Annotated in this window: 16 protein-coding genes and 1 pseudogene; 9 read left to right on the top strand and 8 right to left on the bottom strand. The window is 38.5% G+C overall.

Features of this window, described 5'->3' with window-relative positions; translation table 11 throughout:
* The first annotated feature begins 11 nt into the window (after window positions 1-11).
* From speFL to potE, 3 genes are all read left to right on the top strand, one after another.
* Window positions 12-206 carry a leader peptide SpeFL gene (speFL, locus tag EL215_RS10420; protein ID WP_100059562.1) on the top strand — a complete coding sequence of 65 codons (195 nt, stop codon included), beginning with the start codon at window positions 12-14 and terminating at the stop codon, window positions 204-206.
* Between the two features lie 250 nt (window positions 207-456).
* A complete protein-coding gene (gene speF / locus EL215_RS02555) occupies window positions 457-2,619 on the top strand; it encodes an ornithine decarboxylase SpeF (RefSeq protein WP_126469984.1) in 2,163 nt (720 codons plus the stop codon).
* Window positions 2,620-2,723: 104 nt separating this feature from the next.
* Window positions 2,724-4,043, top strand: coding sequence for a putrescine-ornithine antiporter (potE, locus tag EL215_RS02550; RefSeq protein ID WP_126469982.1), 1,320 nt, complete (start codon window positions 2,724-2,726; stop codon window positions 4,041-4,043).
* Window positions 4,044-4,144: 101 nt separating this feature from the next.
* Here the strand turns inward: potE and EL215_RS02545 are convergent.
* Window positions 4,145-4,291, bottom strand: a pseudogene (locus tag EL215_RS02545) (SoxR reducing system RseC family protein); the annotation flags it as partial.
* 176 nt (window positions 4,292-4,467) lie between these two features.
* Here EL215_RS02545 and pepE point away from each other — a divergent pair.
* The 3 genes from pepE to EL215_RS02530 all read left to right on the top strand — a co-directional run bounded on the left by pepE (window position 4,468) and on the right by EL215_RS02530 (window position 7,827).
* Entirely contained in the window at window positions 4,468-5,172 is a 705-nt protein-coding gene (gene pepE, locus EL215_RS02540; RefSeq protein WP_164757049.1) for a dipeptidase PepE, read from the top strand.
* Window positions 5,173-5,189: 17 nt separating this feature from the next.
* Window positions 5,190-6,485, top strand: coding sequence for a C4-dicarboxylate transporter DcuC (gene dcuC / locus EL215_RS02535; protein ID WP_005635328.1), 1,296 nt, complete (start codon window positions 5,190-5,192; stop codon window positions 6,483-6,485).
* A gap of 70 nt (window positions 6,486-6,555) precedes the next feature.
* Window positions 6,556-7,827 carry a M20 family metallo-hydrolase gene (locus EL215_RS02530; protein ID WP_126469980.1) on the top strand — a complete coding sequence of 424 codons (1,272 nt, stop codon included), beginning with the start codon at window positions 6,556-6,558 and terminating at the stop codon, window positions 7,825-7,827.
* 98 nt (window positions 7,828-7,925) lie between these two features.
* On the opposite strand, the gene EL215_RS02525 is transcribed toward EL215_RS02530, so the two are convergent.
* From EL215_RS02525 to EL215_RS02500, 6 genes are all read right to left on the bottom strand, one after another.
* Complete coding sequence (locus EL215_RS02525; protein ID WP_164757048.1) at window positions 7,926-8,366, bottom strand: SoxR reducing system RseC family protein; 441 nt, start codon at window positions 8,364-8,366, stop codon at window positions 7,926-7,928.
* Window positions 8,360-9,127: a class I SAM-dependent methyltransferase gene (locus tag EL215_RS02520; protein WP_126469978.1), complete on the bottom strand. Its 768-nt coding sequence runs from the start codon at window positions 9,125-9,127 to the stop codon at window positions 8,360-8,362. The genes EL215_RS02525 and EL215_RS02520 overlap by 7 nt, the downstream gene beginning before the upstream one ends.
* Entirely contained in the window at window positions 9,109-10,200 is a 1,092-nt protein-coding gene (gene trmA, locus EL215_RS02515) for a tRNA (uridine(54)-C5)-methyltransferase TrmA (protein WP_126469976.1), read from the bottom strand. Before trmA ends, EL215_RS02520 begins: the two co-directional genes overlap by 19 nt.
* Window positions 10,201-10,300: 100 nt before the next feature.
* Window positions 10,301-10,636 (bottom strand): MaoP family protein, encoded by a 336-nt coding sequence (locus tag EL215_RS02510; RefSeq protein ID WP_126469974.1) that lies wholly within the window; start codon window positions 10,634-10,636, stop codon window positions 10,301-10,303.
* Between the two features lie 55 nt (window positions 10,637-10,691).
* Window positions 10,692-11,297 carry a thiol:disulfide interchange protein DsbA gene (gene dsbA / locus EL215_RS02505; RefSeq protein WP_126469972.1) on the bottom strand — a complete coding sequence of 202 codons (606 nt, stop codon included), beginning with the start codon at window positions 11,295-11,297 and terminating at the stop codon, window positions 10,692-10,694.
* 9 nt (window positions 11,298-11,306) lie between these two features.
* Complete coding sequence (locus tag EL215_RS02500) at window positions 11,307-11,573, bottom strand: YihD family protein (RefSeq protein ID WP_005694923.1); 267 nt, start codon at window positions 11,571-11,573, stop codon at window positions 11,307-11,309.
* Window positions 11,574-11,639: 66 nt separating this feature from the next.
* Between EL215_RS02500 and mobA the strand changes: the two genes are divergently transcribed.
* The 3 genes from mobA to EL215_RS02480 all read left to right on the top strand — a co-directional run bounded on the left by mobA (window position 11,640) and on the right by EL215_RS02480 (window position 13,936).
* Window positions 11,640-12,206, top strand: coding sequence for a molybdenum cofactor guanylyltransferase MobA (gene mobA, locus EL215_RS02495; protein ID WP_126469970.1), 567 nt, complete (start codon window positions 11,640-11,642; stop codon window positions 12,204-12,206).
* 78 nt (window positions 12,207-12,284) lie between these two features.
* The gene (htpX, locus tag EL215_RS02490; RefSeq protein ID WP_197721754.1) at window positions 12,285-13,136 is read left to right on the top strand and encodes a protease HtpX; all 852 of its coding nucleotides are present in this window, start codon (window positions 12,285-12,287) and stop codon (window positions 13,134-13,136) included.
* A gap of 479 nt (window positions 13,137-13,615) precedes the next feature.
* Window positions 13,616-13,936, top strand: coding sequence for a hypothetical protein (locus EL215_RS02480; protein ID WP_126469966.1), 321 nt, complete (start codon window positions 13,616-13,618; stop codon window positions 13,934-13,936).
* 2 nt (window positions 13,937-13,938) lie between these two features.
* Here EL215_RS02480 and EL215_RS02475 read toward each other — a convergent pair whose 3' ends face one another.
* Window positions 13,939-15,603 (bottom strand): PTS transporter subunit IIBC, encoded by a 1,665-nt coding sequence (locus EL215_RS02475; RefSeq protein WP_126469964.1) that lies wholly within the window; start codon window positions 15,601-15,603, stop codon window positions 13,939-13,941.
* Between the last annotated feature and the right edge of the window lie 8 nt (window positions 15,604-15,611).

Raw genomic sequence — 15,611 nt, 5'->3', positions numbered from 1 at the left:
GGATTTTTTCTATGCTATTTCGTACATATATACACAGATATGTCCATACAAAGGCATTAAGACTTTTACGGTTTAATCCGATAAAAGGTCGTTCTTTAATGGCTCATATTCGTCGCACTCGTCATATTATGATGCCATCTTATCGTTCTTGTTTCTCATACTCTTTATTTGCTTCTCAAAACAAACCATCCAACACGGCTCTCTAAACAGAGTTGTTCTCTCTGTTTAGAGAGTCTCCACAGATTAATTTCTGGATATTTTTGTATTGCCTAGAACAGGTAAGAAATATCTTTAGGAATTAACTTAATCTTATTTAATTTAAAATAAATATATTCTTACTTTGGTTTTTATAATAAAAAACTAGAGAGGGTTGTTTTATTCTAAATAAATCTATTGCATTATTAAAATTAATAATGCTGGGTAACTTTACGTCAAAAATAAATAAAGGAGTTCATTATGCCAAACTTAAAAATTGCATATAGCCCAAAAGTTGAACAATATTTCTCTACAAATAGAGAATTAGTTGAGATTGCTAAAACAGACTTTACAGATGTTGCAGCCATCGTATTAAGTTCAAGTGATGTAGGTGAATACCTCGATAGAATTCAAGCAACAAAATTCGGCGTTCCTGTATTCGTTGTTCAAACAGAAGAACAACAAGTGGATCCAAAATTTTATGATTCTATTTACCATATTCAAGATTTAAACGGTTATGACATCAAACTTTATAGCCGTCAAATCGAAACTGCATCGAAACTTTATGAAGAAAAAATGTTACCTCCATTCTTCAAAATGTTAAGTGAATATGTAGAAATGGGTAATATTGCTTTTGACTGTCCGGGACATCAAGGTGGTCAATACTATCGTAAACATCCAGCAGGCCGTTTCCTTTATGACTTCTACGGTGAAAACATTTTCCGTTCGGACATTTGTAATGCGGACGTAAAATTAGGTGACTTGTTAATTCACGAAGGAGCAGCTTGTGATGCACAAAAATATGCGGCTCAAGTATTCAATGCAGATAAAACTTACTTCGTATTGAATGGTACATCTTCTTCAAACAAAGTTGCGTTAAATGCTGTACTTGCTCCAGGCGATTTAGTGTTATTTGACCGTAATAACCATAAATCAAACCACCATGGTGCATTAATTCAAGCGGGTGCAACCCCAATTTACTTAGAAACTGCTCGTAACCCATTTGGTTTCATTGGTGGTATCGATAGTCACTGCTTCGAAGAAGATTATTTGAAATCATTAATTAAAGAAGTGGCGCCTGAAAAATTAAACCAAAAACGTCCATTCCGTTTAGCTGTTATTCAATTAGGTACTTATGACGGTACAATTTATAACGCACGTCAAGTGGTAGATAAAATTGGTCATCTTTGTGATTACATCTTATTCGACTCTGCATGGGTAGGTTATGAACAATTCATTCCAATGATGAAAGACTGCTCGCCATTATTGCTTGAATTAAATGAAAATGACCCAGGTATTTTAGTGACACAATCTGTTCATAAACAACAAGCAGGTTTCTCACAAACTTCACAAATTCACAAAAAAGATAAACACATTAAAGGTCAAGATCGTTATGTAAACCACAAACGTTTCAATAATGCCTTTATGCTACATGCGTCAACTAGTCCGTTCTATCCGTTATTTGCTACGTTAGATGTGAATGCGAAAATTCAAGGTAGTGAAGCTGGTCGTCGATTATGGCATGAATGTGTGAAAGTCGGTATCGAAGCACGTAAATTAGTATTAAATCACTGTGAATTAATTCGTCCATTTATTCCAACCACAATTAAAGGTAAAAAATGGCAAGATTATGACACAGAAGAAATCGCAACTAATCTCGAATTCTTCAAATTCCACCCAACAGATACATGGCATAAATTTGAAGGTTATGCTGATGAACAATACTTCGTTGACCCATGTAAATTCTTGCTTACCACACCGGGTATTAGCTTAGAAACAGGTGAATATGAAGAATTTGGTGTACCAGCAACCATTCTTGCTAACTACTTACGTGAAAACGGTATTATTCCGGAAAAATGTGACTTGAACTCAATCTTATTCTTGCTCACTCCGGCAGAAACCCTCACCAAAATGCAAACTTTAGTTGCTCAAATCGCCTTGTTTGAAAAACACATTAAGCAAGACTCTTTATTAAAAGATGTATTGCCAACTGTGTACAAAAACAACGAAGACCGCTACAAAGGTTACACAATCCGTCAATTATGCCAAGAAATGCATGACCTTTATGTAAGCCGCAATGTAAAACAACTTCAAAAAGATTTGTTCCGCAAAGCGACATTACCAGAATATGTATTAAATCCACATGATGCAAATATTGAGTTAGTGCGTAACAAAGTTGAACTCGTTCCGTTGACTGATATTGTTGGTCGTGTGGCTGCGGAAGGTGCGTTACCTTACCCTCCAGGTGTGTTATGTGTAGTGCCAGGAGAAAAATGGAGCACTACAGCACAACAATATTTCCTTGCATTAGAAGAAGGGATCAACACATTACCTGGTTTCGCACCTGAAATCCAAGGGGTTTACTTACAAAAAGACCCTGATGGACGTACTCGTGCATATGGCTATGTTTTAACTGACTATTAATAAAGTGAGGTTGTGAAGATCTTCTTCATAACCCTCTCAGCACAAACAAAAAAGTGCGGTTAAAAACATCTGATTTTTTGACCGCACTTGTAGGAGTATAAATTATGAGTGCTAAAAGTAATAAAATTGGTGTGGTACAACTCACCATTCTTACCATGGTTAATATGATGGGTTCCGGTATCATTATGTTACCGACCAAATTGGCCGAAATTGGGACTATCTCCATCGTTTCTTGGCTTGTAACAGCCGTTGGTTCAACAGCCTTAGCTTACGCATTCGCACAATGCGGTATGTTCAGTAAAAAATCTGGTGGTATGGGCGGTTATGCGGAATATTCTTTCGGTAAAGCCGGTAACTTCATGGCAAACTACACCTACGGTGTATCATTAGTTATTGCGAATACAGCAATCGCGATTTCTGCGGTGGGTTATGGTTCAGAGCTTCTAGGTGCAACCCTTTCTCCACTTTCTATCGCATTATGGACTATTTTCACCCTTTGGCTTGCAACCGTTCTTAACTTTGGTGGTGCAAGAATCACCGGTAATATCAGTTCATTCACCATTTGGGGTGTAATTATTCCTGTGGTAGGTATTTCAATCATCGGTTGGAAATGGTTCGATGGTTCAATGTATGTAAACTCTTGGAACCCACACAACGTACCAACTTTTGAAGCGATCGGTGTATCTATTTCAATGACATTATGGGCGTTCTTAGGGTTAGAATCAGCTTGTGCTAACGCAGATGCCGTTGAAAATCCAGAGAAAAACGTACCAATCGCAGTACTTGGTGGTACCTTAGGGGCAGCGGTAATTTATATCGTTTCAACTAACGTGATTGCAGGTATTGTACCTAACCTTGAACTCGCTAATTCAACAGCGCCATTCGGTTTAGCCTTTGCTCATATGTTTGATGAAACTGTCGGTAAAGTTATCATGGGCTTAATGGTGATGTCTTGCTTTGGTTCATTATTAGGCTGGCAGTTCACTATTGCTCAAGTATTCAAATCTTCAGCAGAAGAAGGTTATTTCCCAGCATTTTTCAAAAAAGTTACCAGTAAAGATGCACCTGTTGTTGGTATGATTACCATTACTGCGTTACAAACTTTACTCTCTTTAATGACAATCAGCCCATCATTAAATAAACAATTTAACGTGTTGGTGGACTTAGCAGTGGTTACAAACGTCATCCCATACTTACTCTCAATGGCTGCTCTCGCAGTGTTATTGAAAGCGGAAAATGTTGCGCCACAAAAATATAAAACAACCGTTTTTGTTGCCTTTATTGGTTCACTCTATAGTATCTATGCACTTTATGCAGCCGGTGAACAAGCGATGTTATATGGTTCAATTGTGACCTTTATTGGTTGGACATTGTATGGTTTTGTTTCTTACAAATTTGATCTTAAAAAATCACAAGCTAATTAAAAAAGAAACGCCCACATCTTAATGTAGGCTCTTTCGAGTAGTAATAAGCTAAGTACAAAAGAGCGGTTGAAAATTTAATTGTTTTCAACCGTTCTTTTTATTTAGGACAATACTCTTAACAAAATAGGCTGAAATTCTGTTTGTTGGCCGAGTTTTCGGGTGTAACGTTTAACCATGACAAAGGAAAGAGCGGTCAACATAAAGATTAAAATCGCACGGATGGTCTCATTTTCACTGATATAACATGAAATAAAAGCCAGTTTTTCAATTAAATTTTGAACACGATTAAGATTAATTGACATAGTTTTCTCCTGACACGGTTTATTTTTTGATATTCGTCAAACAATAATAATTTTTCGTTGAAAATTAACCTTTTCTAAGCGTAATATCGGTATTGCTAAATGCCTCTAAAAAGGAGTAGAAAATGAAAAACATGTTACTGCTCAGTAGTTCAAAATACAAGAACACAGGTTATCTTGAACATGCCATACCTTGGTTACAAAATTTCTTGGCTGATTATAATGGTAAAACAATTGCTTTTGTGCCTTATGCTGGGGTACGCCGCACTTTTGATGAATATGAAAAAACTGTGCAAAATGCACTTTCTGATTTAGGGATGAATATTGTTTCCGTTCATCGTGGCAAACAGCATCGAGATATTATTGAACAAGCAGATGTCATTGCTATTGGCGGCGGGAATACATTTTGTTTGTTAAAACAACTTTATGAACACAATTTGATTGATATCATTCGTGAAAAAGTAAATAACGGTACGCCTTATTTTGGTTGGAGTGCTGGGGCCAATGTAGCGGGCGCATCTATTATGACAACTAATGATATGCCGATTACTTATCCTCCTTCATTTCAAGCATTACAACTTTTTCCTCATCAAATTAATCCGCACTTTATTTCAGGTAAAATGCAAGGCCATAATGGTGAAAGCCGAGAAGAACGTTTGGCAGAATTTTTACTCGTTAATCCAACCACACTTGTATATGCATTGCCTGAAGGTTCTGCGCTTCATATACAAAATGAAATGGCAACTGTTTTGGGTGAAAATCCTATTTTGTGCTTCAGTGAAAATATGGAATGTGGCACATTTGACATCAATACAACTTTTTCTTATTAACTTAAAGGGAACATATAATGGAATTATTTAAATCCATCGTTGCAGTGATTGGCATTATTGCCACAATTTATTTTCTGATTAAAAAAGCCGAAACCCGAACCGTTTTAATTGGTGTTGGTTTAATAATGTCCATTCTGACGCTTAATCCAATGGGCGCATTAGATGCTTTTGCCAAAAGCATGACATCTGGCGGATTAATTATGGCTATCTGTTCTAGTATGGGTTTTGCTTATGTAATGAAATACACTCAATGTGATACTCATCTAGTGCATTTACTTACCAAACCATTAAGCGGATTAAAATTCTTCTTAATTCCGATTGCAACCGTCATCACCTTTTTCATTAATATTGCTATCCCTTCTGCTGCTGGTTGTGCAGCTGCGGTTGGTGCAACATTAATTCCTGTTTTAAAAAGTGCGGGTGTTCGACCAGCTACTGCTGGGGCAGCTATTTTAGCAGGGACTTTTGGATCAATGATGAGCCCAGGTTCTTCTCACTCAGCAATGATTAGTGAAATGTCAGGCTTAACTATCGCTCAAGTAAACCTTTCACATGCACCATATAACATGATTGCGGGAGCAATAGGTGCTGTTGTTTTAACAATTCTTGCGCTTGTTTTTAAAGATTATGGTGAACAACATCGCCAAGCTTATCTTGCAGAACAAAAAGAAAGTGAAATTAAAGTTGTTGAAGGCGTCAATGTACTTTATGCCCTTGCACCATTAATACCATTAGTTATTTTAGTGATTGGTGGAACGTCATTACAACAAGTGCCAGGTCTTGAATGGACTAAAATGGGTGTGCCTCAAGCGATGCTCATTGGCGCAATTTACGGCATTATCGTCACTCGAATTTCCCCAGTAAAAATTACTGAAGAATTTTTCAATGGTATGGGAAATTCTTATGCAAACGTACTTGGTATCATCATTGCAGCCAGTGTATTTGTAGCAGGTTTAAAATCTACGGGCGCAGTTGATGCTGCAATTTCTTTCTTAAAAGAATCCAACGAATTTGTACGTTGGGGTGCAACAATTGGACCATTCTTAATGGGCTTAATTACAGGTTCTGGGGATGCGGCAGCGATTGCCTTTAACAGTGCCGTCACACCACATGCTGTAGAACTCGGCTACACTCATGTAAATCTTGGTATGGCAGCAGCCATTGCTGGTGCAATTGGTCGTACAGCTTCACCAATTGCAGGCGTAACTATTGTTTGTGCAGGCCTTGCTATGGTAAGTCCAGTAGAAATGGTAAAACGTACCGCACCAGGCATGATACTTGCTGTTTTATTCTTAGCATTATTTATGTTGTAGAAATAGTAAAAAATTGACCGCACTTTATTTAAGTGCGGTCTGTTTTTATAGACTTTTAAAGGAGAAAAAAATGAACTTAGATTTAAATCAACTTGTTAAATGGCGTCGTGAATTTCACCGTTTTCCAGAAATTGGCTGGAGTGAATTTTGGACAACTTCTCGCATTGCGGATTACTTAGAAGACTTAGGTTGTTTTGAAATTTTTCTTGGCAAACAAATTATAAATCCGGACTTTGTTCGTGGACGAAAACAAGCAGTAGTAGATAAAGGTTTAGCTAATGCAAAAGCCTATGGAGCTAATAAAAAATGGCTCGAAAAAATGGAAGGATATACTGGTTGTGTGGCATTATTTGATTCAGGTAAACCAGGGAAAACCATCGCGTTACGTTTTGACGTAGACTGTGTGAATGTAACGGAAACTCGCTCACCAGAGCATATTCCAAATAAAGAAGGTTTTGCCTCAATTAACGATGGTTTTATGCATGCTTGTGGACATGATTCACATATTACAATAGGTTTAGGTGTTGCATTATGGATCGCTCAGAACAAAGATAAACTCACTGGAAAAGTAAAAATTGTATTCCAACCAGCAGAAGAAGGTGTTCGAGGTGCAGCAGCCATTGCACAAAGTGGCATAATTGATGATGCAGATTATTTTGCTTCTTCACACATTAGTTTTTGCGCGAATACAGGCACAGTTATTGCTAATCCAAGAAATTTTCTTTCCACTACAAAAATTGATATTCGCTACAAAGGTAAACCTGCACATGCAGGTGCTGCCCCCCATTTAGGCCATAATGCTTTATTAGCTGCAGCGCATACAGTCACTCAACTTCATGGTATTGCACGCCATGGTGAAGGCATGACAAGAATTAATGTGGGTGTGCTAAAAGCGGGTGAAGGACGAAATGTTATTCCATCCTCTGCTGAATTACAATTAGAAGTGCGGGGAGAAAATAAAGCAATTAATGAATACATGACTGAACAAGTCATGCAAATAGCCAAAGGTATCTCCATAAGTTTTGATGTAGCGTATGAAACTGAAATTGTAGGTGAAGCAGTGGATATGAATAACGATGTTGAACTTATAAAACTCATCGAAGAAATATCTCTTGAACAACTACAAATAAATAACGTAAATTCAGATTATGCTTTCAATGCAAGTGAAGATGCGACTATTTTAGGTAGACGTGTACAAGAACACGGAGGCAAAGCTATTTACTTCATTCTTGGTGCAGATCGCACAGCAGGTCATCATGAAGCTGAATTTGATTTCGATGAAAATCAATTGCTTACTGGGGTTAATATTTATACTTCTTTAGTACAAAGATTATTATCTTAATAGAAAAGCCTACATCTTCATGTAGGCCTTTCGAGTAGTAATAAGCTAAGTACAAAAGAGCGGTTGAAAATTTAATTGTTTTCAGCCGTTCTTTTTATTTAGTACAACACTCTCAACAAAACAGGCTGAAATTCTGTTTGTTGGCCGAGTTTGTGGGTATATCGTTTAACAATAACAAAAGAAAGTGCAGTCAAAATAAAGATAAAAATCGCACGGATGAGCTCATTTTCACTGACATAACTTGAAAGCAATGTTGCAACTAATAGCGTGAAAAGTGGCACGATATACATTAATAATGCAGAAAATAACATGGATTTTTCTTCTAGACCGATTTCTACCATTTGGCCTGCACGGAGTGGCGTGATAGTTTCTACCGTGAAGATATGCTCGCCTCGTTTTCCGTTAAGTTCAGAAAGGGAAGCTGTTCCACAGGCTTCTCTAGCCGAACAAGCCCCACAGGCGCTTTGTGATTGACATTTCACTTTAGCAAGACCGGTTTCTGCATCATAGCTCATCACAACGGCACTTTCTTTTAGCATTGTGCTTCTCCCATATAAATATCAAAGCGGTGGTTTTTGGTTTCACGACTAACATGGGGCGCTTTTTGCGCTAAAAATTCCGCATAATCAGGACGTTTTACCACCACGCGTTTACGGGCTAATTGTAGCGCAGGTGTCAAGAGCTCATCGGCATCCAAATCTGCACCAACCAAATGTTGGAATATACGCATTTCTTTTTTAACTAGGGCGGATTTTTGCTTATGTGGATACATTGGATCTAAATACACCACATCGGCACTCTCGGTTTGTGGATTAAGTTTGGCAATATGATGAACATCTAGTAATTGCATATTTTGTTGCATCATTTCACCTATTTCTGCATCCTGATAGGCGCGGTTGAGTCCATCCTGCAATAGCAAATATACTACTGGATGACGTTCTACTAAGCGCACTTGGCAACCGATAGAAGCTAAAACAAAGGCATCTCGACCAAGTCCTGCTGTGGCATCAATCACGCTCGGCAATTCTGCGCCCTTAATGCCTACAGCTTTGGCAACAGCTTCGCCACGTCCACCCCCAAATTTACGACGATGAGCCATCGCACCAGCCACGAAATTTACAAAGACATCGCCCAACTTGGGTTCATCCAGTTTACGCAGGGCAAGGTGGGTTTTGGTTCGCACCAATGCAAGCGGACTTTCAGTACAATGCTCGATACCAAAAGGGGAACAAAGTGCGGTCAATTCTGATGATGTTCCCGCTTCAGCAAGCAGTTGAATTTTTATTTTCTCACCAGCCATACGCCGCTTTCCATATGATCTGTATAAGGGAATTGATCAAACAGCGCCGCTTTTTCAATGCGGTGGGTTTGGCTTAGGGTTTGCAAATTCTCACAAAGGGTATGTGGATTGCAGGAAATATACAAAATACGATCGTAATTCTGTACCAGTTTTACCGTGTCAGGGTCAAGCCCTGCTCGTGGTGGATCCACAAAAATCGTATTGCATTGATAGGCTTTTAAATCAATGCCTTTTAAGCGATTAAACTCACGTACGCCATTCATGGCTTGGGTAAATTCTTCTGCCGACATACGGATAATTTGCAGATTATCTATACCATTTTTCGCAATATTAAATTGTGCAGCCGCAACAGATGGCTTGGCGATTTCGGTAGCAAGGACTTTGCGGAAGTTTTGTGCAAGGGCGATAGAGAAATTGCCGTTGCCACAATACAGCTCCAATAAATCCCCTTGCGAACCTTGAGTGCAATCAATCGCCCATTCCAACATCTTGCAATTTACAGCTGCATTAGGCTGGGTAAAGCTGTTTTCCACTTGGCGATAAACATAATTACGCCCTTTCACCGGTAACACTTCATCGACAAAATCCTGCTCTAAACAGATTTTTTGTTTACTCGCACGACCAATCAGCTGCACATCAAAACCAAGTTGTTGTAATTCACCTTTTAGGTTTGCTGCAGCGCTTTGCCATTCTTCAGTGAGTTGCTTGTGGTAAAGTAGGCTTACAATAATTTTATTGCTGAGTGTGCTCAAATAATCAATTTGGAACAGTTTTTTATGTAATACTTTCTGCGTTTTTAACAATGGCAGTAAGGTTTTCATCATGCGATTGATCAGTTCGCTGGCAATTGGGAATTCATCCACTCGATAACGCTGCAATGTGCTTTGATCAAACATGATGTGATAAAAATCGCCTTTATCATGCCAAATACGAAATTCTGCACGCATCCGATAATGGCTAGTCGGCGAATCAAACACGGCTATTTCTGGGGTGTTAAAGGGCTGCAAAAGTGCGGTCAGTTTTTCAGTCTTTTTTTGCAGGAGTTCGGTATATTGGGAAATGGGTAGTTGCATTGATGTTTACATTTGAATGATAAATATCCCACAGTCCTTGGCAAGCATGGGGATTGATAAAAAAACAAAAGGCAAGCTTCTGCCTGCCTTTTTAAATGTATTATTCGCCAGAATAATCTTCGCCGCCAGAAGCCGCTTCGCTCACATCACCCGATAAGGTGTAAACACGTTTTGTGGTGTTGATGCGAGTACGATATTTATTCCACGTTTTTTCGAAGAAAGTTTCCGGCGCACGTTCACCACGGCAAAATGCAACAAATTCTTTTTCTTCTTGTGTCGCTGGATTGCGTTCACCTAAATCTAATGCTTTAAACGCTTGGCCATATTGCTCTAATACTTGGGATTCTTTGATTGTATAATCACCGTGACGGGAAAATCCGCGTGGGTAGTTTTTGTCGTCAAAAAAACGACGAGTAACACTGAAACTAGCAGCCATAAAATCATCTCTCTTCTTTATATTTAAAAACGGCAGGCATTAAACCAATTTTTTTTTATTTTTGCAATAAACCTTTCACGGTTTCTACATAATCTTTGACGAAATCGTCGTAATTTAAGCCTTCAGGGTTTACACGGTATTTGCCATTGACATAGAAATCAGGTACGCCACGTACTTGGAACTGTTCCGCTGCATTTACTTGTTTATTTACTAAACCGTTTACAGCAAAGCTGTTGATGTTGTTATCAAATTGTTCAGCTGTAACCCCGTTATCAATGAAGATTTTGCGAATATCGTCCATTGAGCTTAATTTATCTTGTTGTGCCGCTTCGAATAAAGGCGCTTTCACTTTGTTTTCAGCACCAAGAGCCATCGCTAATGCCCATGCACGAGTGAGGTTTTCAGATTGACGACCTAAGAAGTTAACGTGATATTGTTTAAATTCAGTGCCTTGTGGTAAGCCTTCAGCAACTTGTTTTGGAATGTGGTATTCCATTTCAAAGGCATAACAATGTGGGCAGTAGAAAGAGAAAAATTCAATCACTTCTGGTTGTGCAGAAGCCGTTTGACTCACTTGAACGTATTGTTTGCCTTCTTCTAGGTTGGCTGCGAATGCATTAAATGAAAATAAAGCACCGAGTAAAAATAAAACTTTTTTCATTTGTTTTCCTTATTTAATAATTCCACGCGCTTTTAACAAGGCGGTTTTAAAGTCTTCTTCATAATCTTTTTTGATGCCAGGGATTGGCTCAAGTTTATCTGTGCCGTGCATTTTTAAATGATAAATAATTACTTCATCAGATAATTCTGCTACGGGTTTATCAAAACCTGCTTCATCAGCAATTTTTTGCAAAATTTGTAACAAGCTCAGATCTGGGTCTTTAGACCAATAAGGTTGTAAAAGTTCCAATACTTCATTTAAACGCTTACATTTCATTGCTATTTCCTTTTAAATGGAGAAAAATAAGGGTAGATCATACTTCAAATAAGGCAATAAGAAAATATGAAATACACAATAAGTGCGGTTATTTTGGCGGGAGGAAAAGCGCGGAGGATGAATGGTGCAGATAAAGGCTTACAGCTTTTACAAAATAAACCATTAATTAGCCATGTGATTGAACGCTTACAACCTCAAGTGGTTGATATTTCTATCAATGCTAATCGTCACCACACAGAATATGCACAATGGGGTTTTCCCGTATTTTCAGATGAATTGCCTGATTTTCAGGGACCATTGAGTGGTATGTTAACAGCACTCGAACAAGCTAAAACGGATTTTGTGCTTTTTGTGCCTTGTGATAGCCCGTATTTTCCGCAAAACTTATTAGAAAAACTAAAAAGTGCGGTTAAAAATGACCGCACTTTAATGGCTTATGCAAAAGATAAAGCGCGTGAGCACCCGACATTTTGTTTGATGTCCGTTCAGCTTAAAGAGAAGTTACGCGCTTATTTAAACGAAGGTGAACGTCGTTTATTACAATTTATGAACAAAAATGGCGCGGCTGCGGTCCAATTTGACGAACAAGAAGGACGATTTGTAAATTTTAATACCTTAGAAGATTTACAATAAATTATTTGTTTAACCTTGAATTTTGTAAAAAATTCTCCATTATTGCAGTGTTTACTTTCTATTTTATTGAGGAACTTTATTATGATGCGAATCCTTTTATTTTTAGCGACTAACTTTGCTGTGATGCTTGTGTTAGGGATTATTTTAAATGTGACCGGTATTGCAGGAAATAGTACAGGTGGCATTTTAATTATGGCGATGCTTTTCGGTTTTGCCGGATCATTGATTTCATTATTTTTATCAAAAACCATGGCATTACGCTCTGTGGGGGCTGAAGTAATTACCGAACCTCGTAATCAGGCTGAGCGTTGGTTAGTGGAAACTGTACGCCGTCAAGCACAACAAGCAGGCATCCCAATGCCAGATGTCGCGATTTACCATTCTAATGATGCGAATGCTTTTGCTACGGGGGCAACTAAAAACAATTCTTTAGTGGCAATTAGTACGGGTTTATTAAACTCCATGACGGAAGAAGAAGCTGAAGCGGTATTGGCTCACGAGGTATCACATATTGCAAACGGTGATATGGTAACCATGACTTTATTACAAGGCGTATTGAATACCTTTGTGATTTTCTTATCTCGCGTGATTGCCAATGTGGTAGCAAGTTCTCGTAATGGTGATGAAGAAAGCCGCAGCTCAGGCATTTACTTCTTAGTCTCAATGGTGTTAGAAATCTTATTTGGTATTTTAGCGAGCATTATCGCAATGTGGTTCTCACGCTATCGCGAATACCGCGCAGATGCAGGTTCTGCACAGCTTGTAGGTAAAGAAAAAATGATTGCGGCATTGCAACGTTTACAACAAATTCATGAGCCGCAAGAGATGGAGGGTTCACTTAATGCCTTTATGATTAACGGCAAACGTAGCGAACTCTTTATGAGCCATCCTCCGCTAGAAAAACGTATTGAAGCATTGCATATATTATAAAAAAAACCTATACACACTTGGTGTATAGGTTTTTTTATTACCTTGAAGATCACGGTCGGTCTGCCTTCTCATTATTGTATTTTTTCTGTTCTTGTTTGATTCATTAATTTGTCATAGAATTGATCGGTTCATCTGCTTGTAGGCTTTTTAGCCTTATTGAGCGAAAATAACATTTCTATGTGTATATTTATGCAGCATGTATTTTTTGTACTGTAAATAAATTTATTTTTAATCATTATTCAGGATAATCGAAAAGTGAACAAAGTATTCAAGATTATTTGGAATAAAACAACTCAATCATTAGTAGTGATTCCCTAATTAGCAAAAGGGGAAGCGAAAGCCTCATCCTCGAGTTCATCAAAAATTCCACAACGGGAAAGTTTTTTAAACTATCCGTTTTAGCCTTGTTTTTTTCTCAAATCTGTGATGTCGCTTATGCTGCAGTAACAGCTGATAAAACAGCTAATAATAATCGAAGTATGTTAGTTAGAATTGACGACAGAGGTGCTATTGCTATTGCAGGGGGGACGGCAGGAGATAAAAATAGTACAGCTAAAGAGCAAGGTAATGGATCTATCGCCATCGGTTGGAAAGTAACAGCCGTCAAAAATGGTGATATTGCGATTGGTGGTAAAGACGATTTAGCGACAAAAGTTAATGGTGGAAATGCCATCGGTCTTGGGGTTAAAACGCTTGTAACAGCCTCTAAAGGCGTGGCGATAGGTTCCGATGCACAGGTGCTTGCAAATAGTGGTTTATCCCCACTTTTGAAAGCGGGGATAAAATCAATATTTAAGTAGAATTACATTTTAGGAATGTTAATGCCTGATGAAAGCACGTCTTGAATATCCGATTTTAAAACATCTGCTTTTGGCCCATAAATCGCTTGGATACCAGAGCCTTTCACGATAAAGCCCATTGCGCCCGCTTGTTTCCAGCTTGCTTCATCACCCACTAAGTCTGGATTATGTACGGTAATACGTAAACGTGTCATACAAGCATCAACATCTGCGATGTTATTACGTCCACCAAGTAAGTTGATGATTTGAATAACTTGCGCGCTAGCATTTGCCACTTTTGGCTCATCGCTAGAAGCTTCATCTGAACCTTTTGCATCATAGTTACCATTACGGCCTGCTGTGGCAAGATTAAATTTCTTAATCATAAAGTTCGCGATAAAGAACATAGCAACGGCAAATAGGATAGATACCCAAATAAAGTTGATTACATCCATACCAATGCCGGCTTTAATCGCCATTGGTGTACGCGTTAAGAACTCAATGTTACCGAAGGAATGCACACGTAAGTCCACGATATCTGCCATGGCAAAAGCAGAACCTTGTACTAACGCATAAACAATATAAAGTGGTAATGCGACAAACATAAACATGTATTCGATTGGCTCTGTTACCCCTGTTAAGAACACCGCAAGTGCTGATGAAAGGAAAATACCTTTATAGAGTTTTTTCTTATCTTCATCTACGTTGATATACATAGCAAGCGTCAAGCCCATTAAGATACCGCTTGAACCAATCATTTGCCCTACTTTGAATCGAGCGGGTGTCACGGTTGAAAGTAGCTCGTTATATTGGGTTACATTACCCGCATCTTTAAGGTTAATTAAGTCAGAAATCCATGCAAGCCATAACGGGTCTTGACCAAATACTTGTTTACCTTGTTGTACACCTGTTAAGAATTCATAAGTACCCCCTAATGACGTATAGTTCATTGGGATAGTCAACATGTGGTGTAAACCAAACGGAAGTAATAGACGCTCTAAGGTACCATAAATAAATGGTGCTAAGATTGGCGCTGAGTTTTGTGAATTAGCAATCCATTGACCGAAATGGTTAATTCCGGTTTGGACTAAAGGCCAGAATAGCGATAAGACGATAGCGACTAATACAGAACGATAAATAACAACGAAAGGAACAAAACGTTTACCATTAAAGAAGGTGAGTACTTCAGGTAACTTACGGAAATTGTAGTAACTATTGAAGGTTGTTGCCCCCACAAAACCCGCAATAATACCGACGAAAACCCCCATATTCAATGCAGGTTGTCCTAGAATATTCACAAAGTAATGTGCAACTGGGATTTCGCCTGCAAATACAGTACTTACGTGAGCATTTGGATCGGCTAGCATTTCAATTTTCACACCGAAGAAGTGACCAGTGATTAAGTTAATTAAAATGAAAGCAAGACCCGCTGCAAATGCGCCACCTGCACGCTCATTTGCCCAGCTACCACCAATCGCTAAAGCAAATAATAAATGAAGGTTACCGATAATCCCCCAACCAATTTGAGCGATAATGTTTCCGACACGCGCCAGCCATTCTGCGTCACTAATCAAAGGCAGTGAGTTGCCAATACTCACCATTAAACCTGCTGCTGGCATAACGGCAATCACCACCATTAGGCATTTACCAAATTTTTGCCAAAACTCAAAACTGAGCATTTTTTTCATATCTATTC

Origin of the sequence: Haemophilus parainfluenzae (genome assembly GCF_900638025.1) — a bacterium.
GTDB classification, from domain to species: domain Bacteria; phylum Pseudomonadota; class Gammaproteobacteria; order Enterobacterales; family Pasteurellaceae; genus Haemophilus_D; species Haemophilus_D parainfluenzae_J.
The sequence above is the reverse complement of the archived record's forward strand: the minus strand, read 5'-3'. Positions and strand labels throughout refer to the sequence as shown.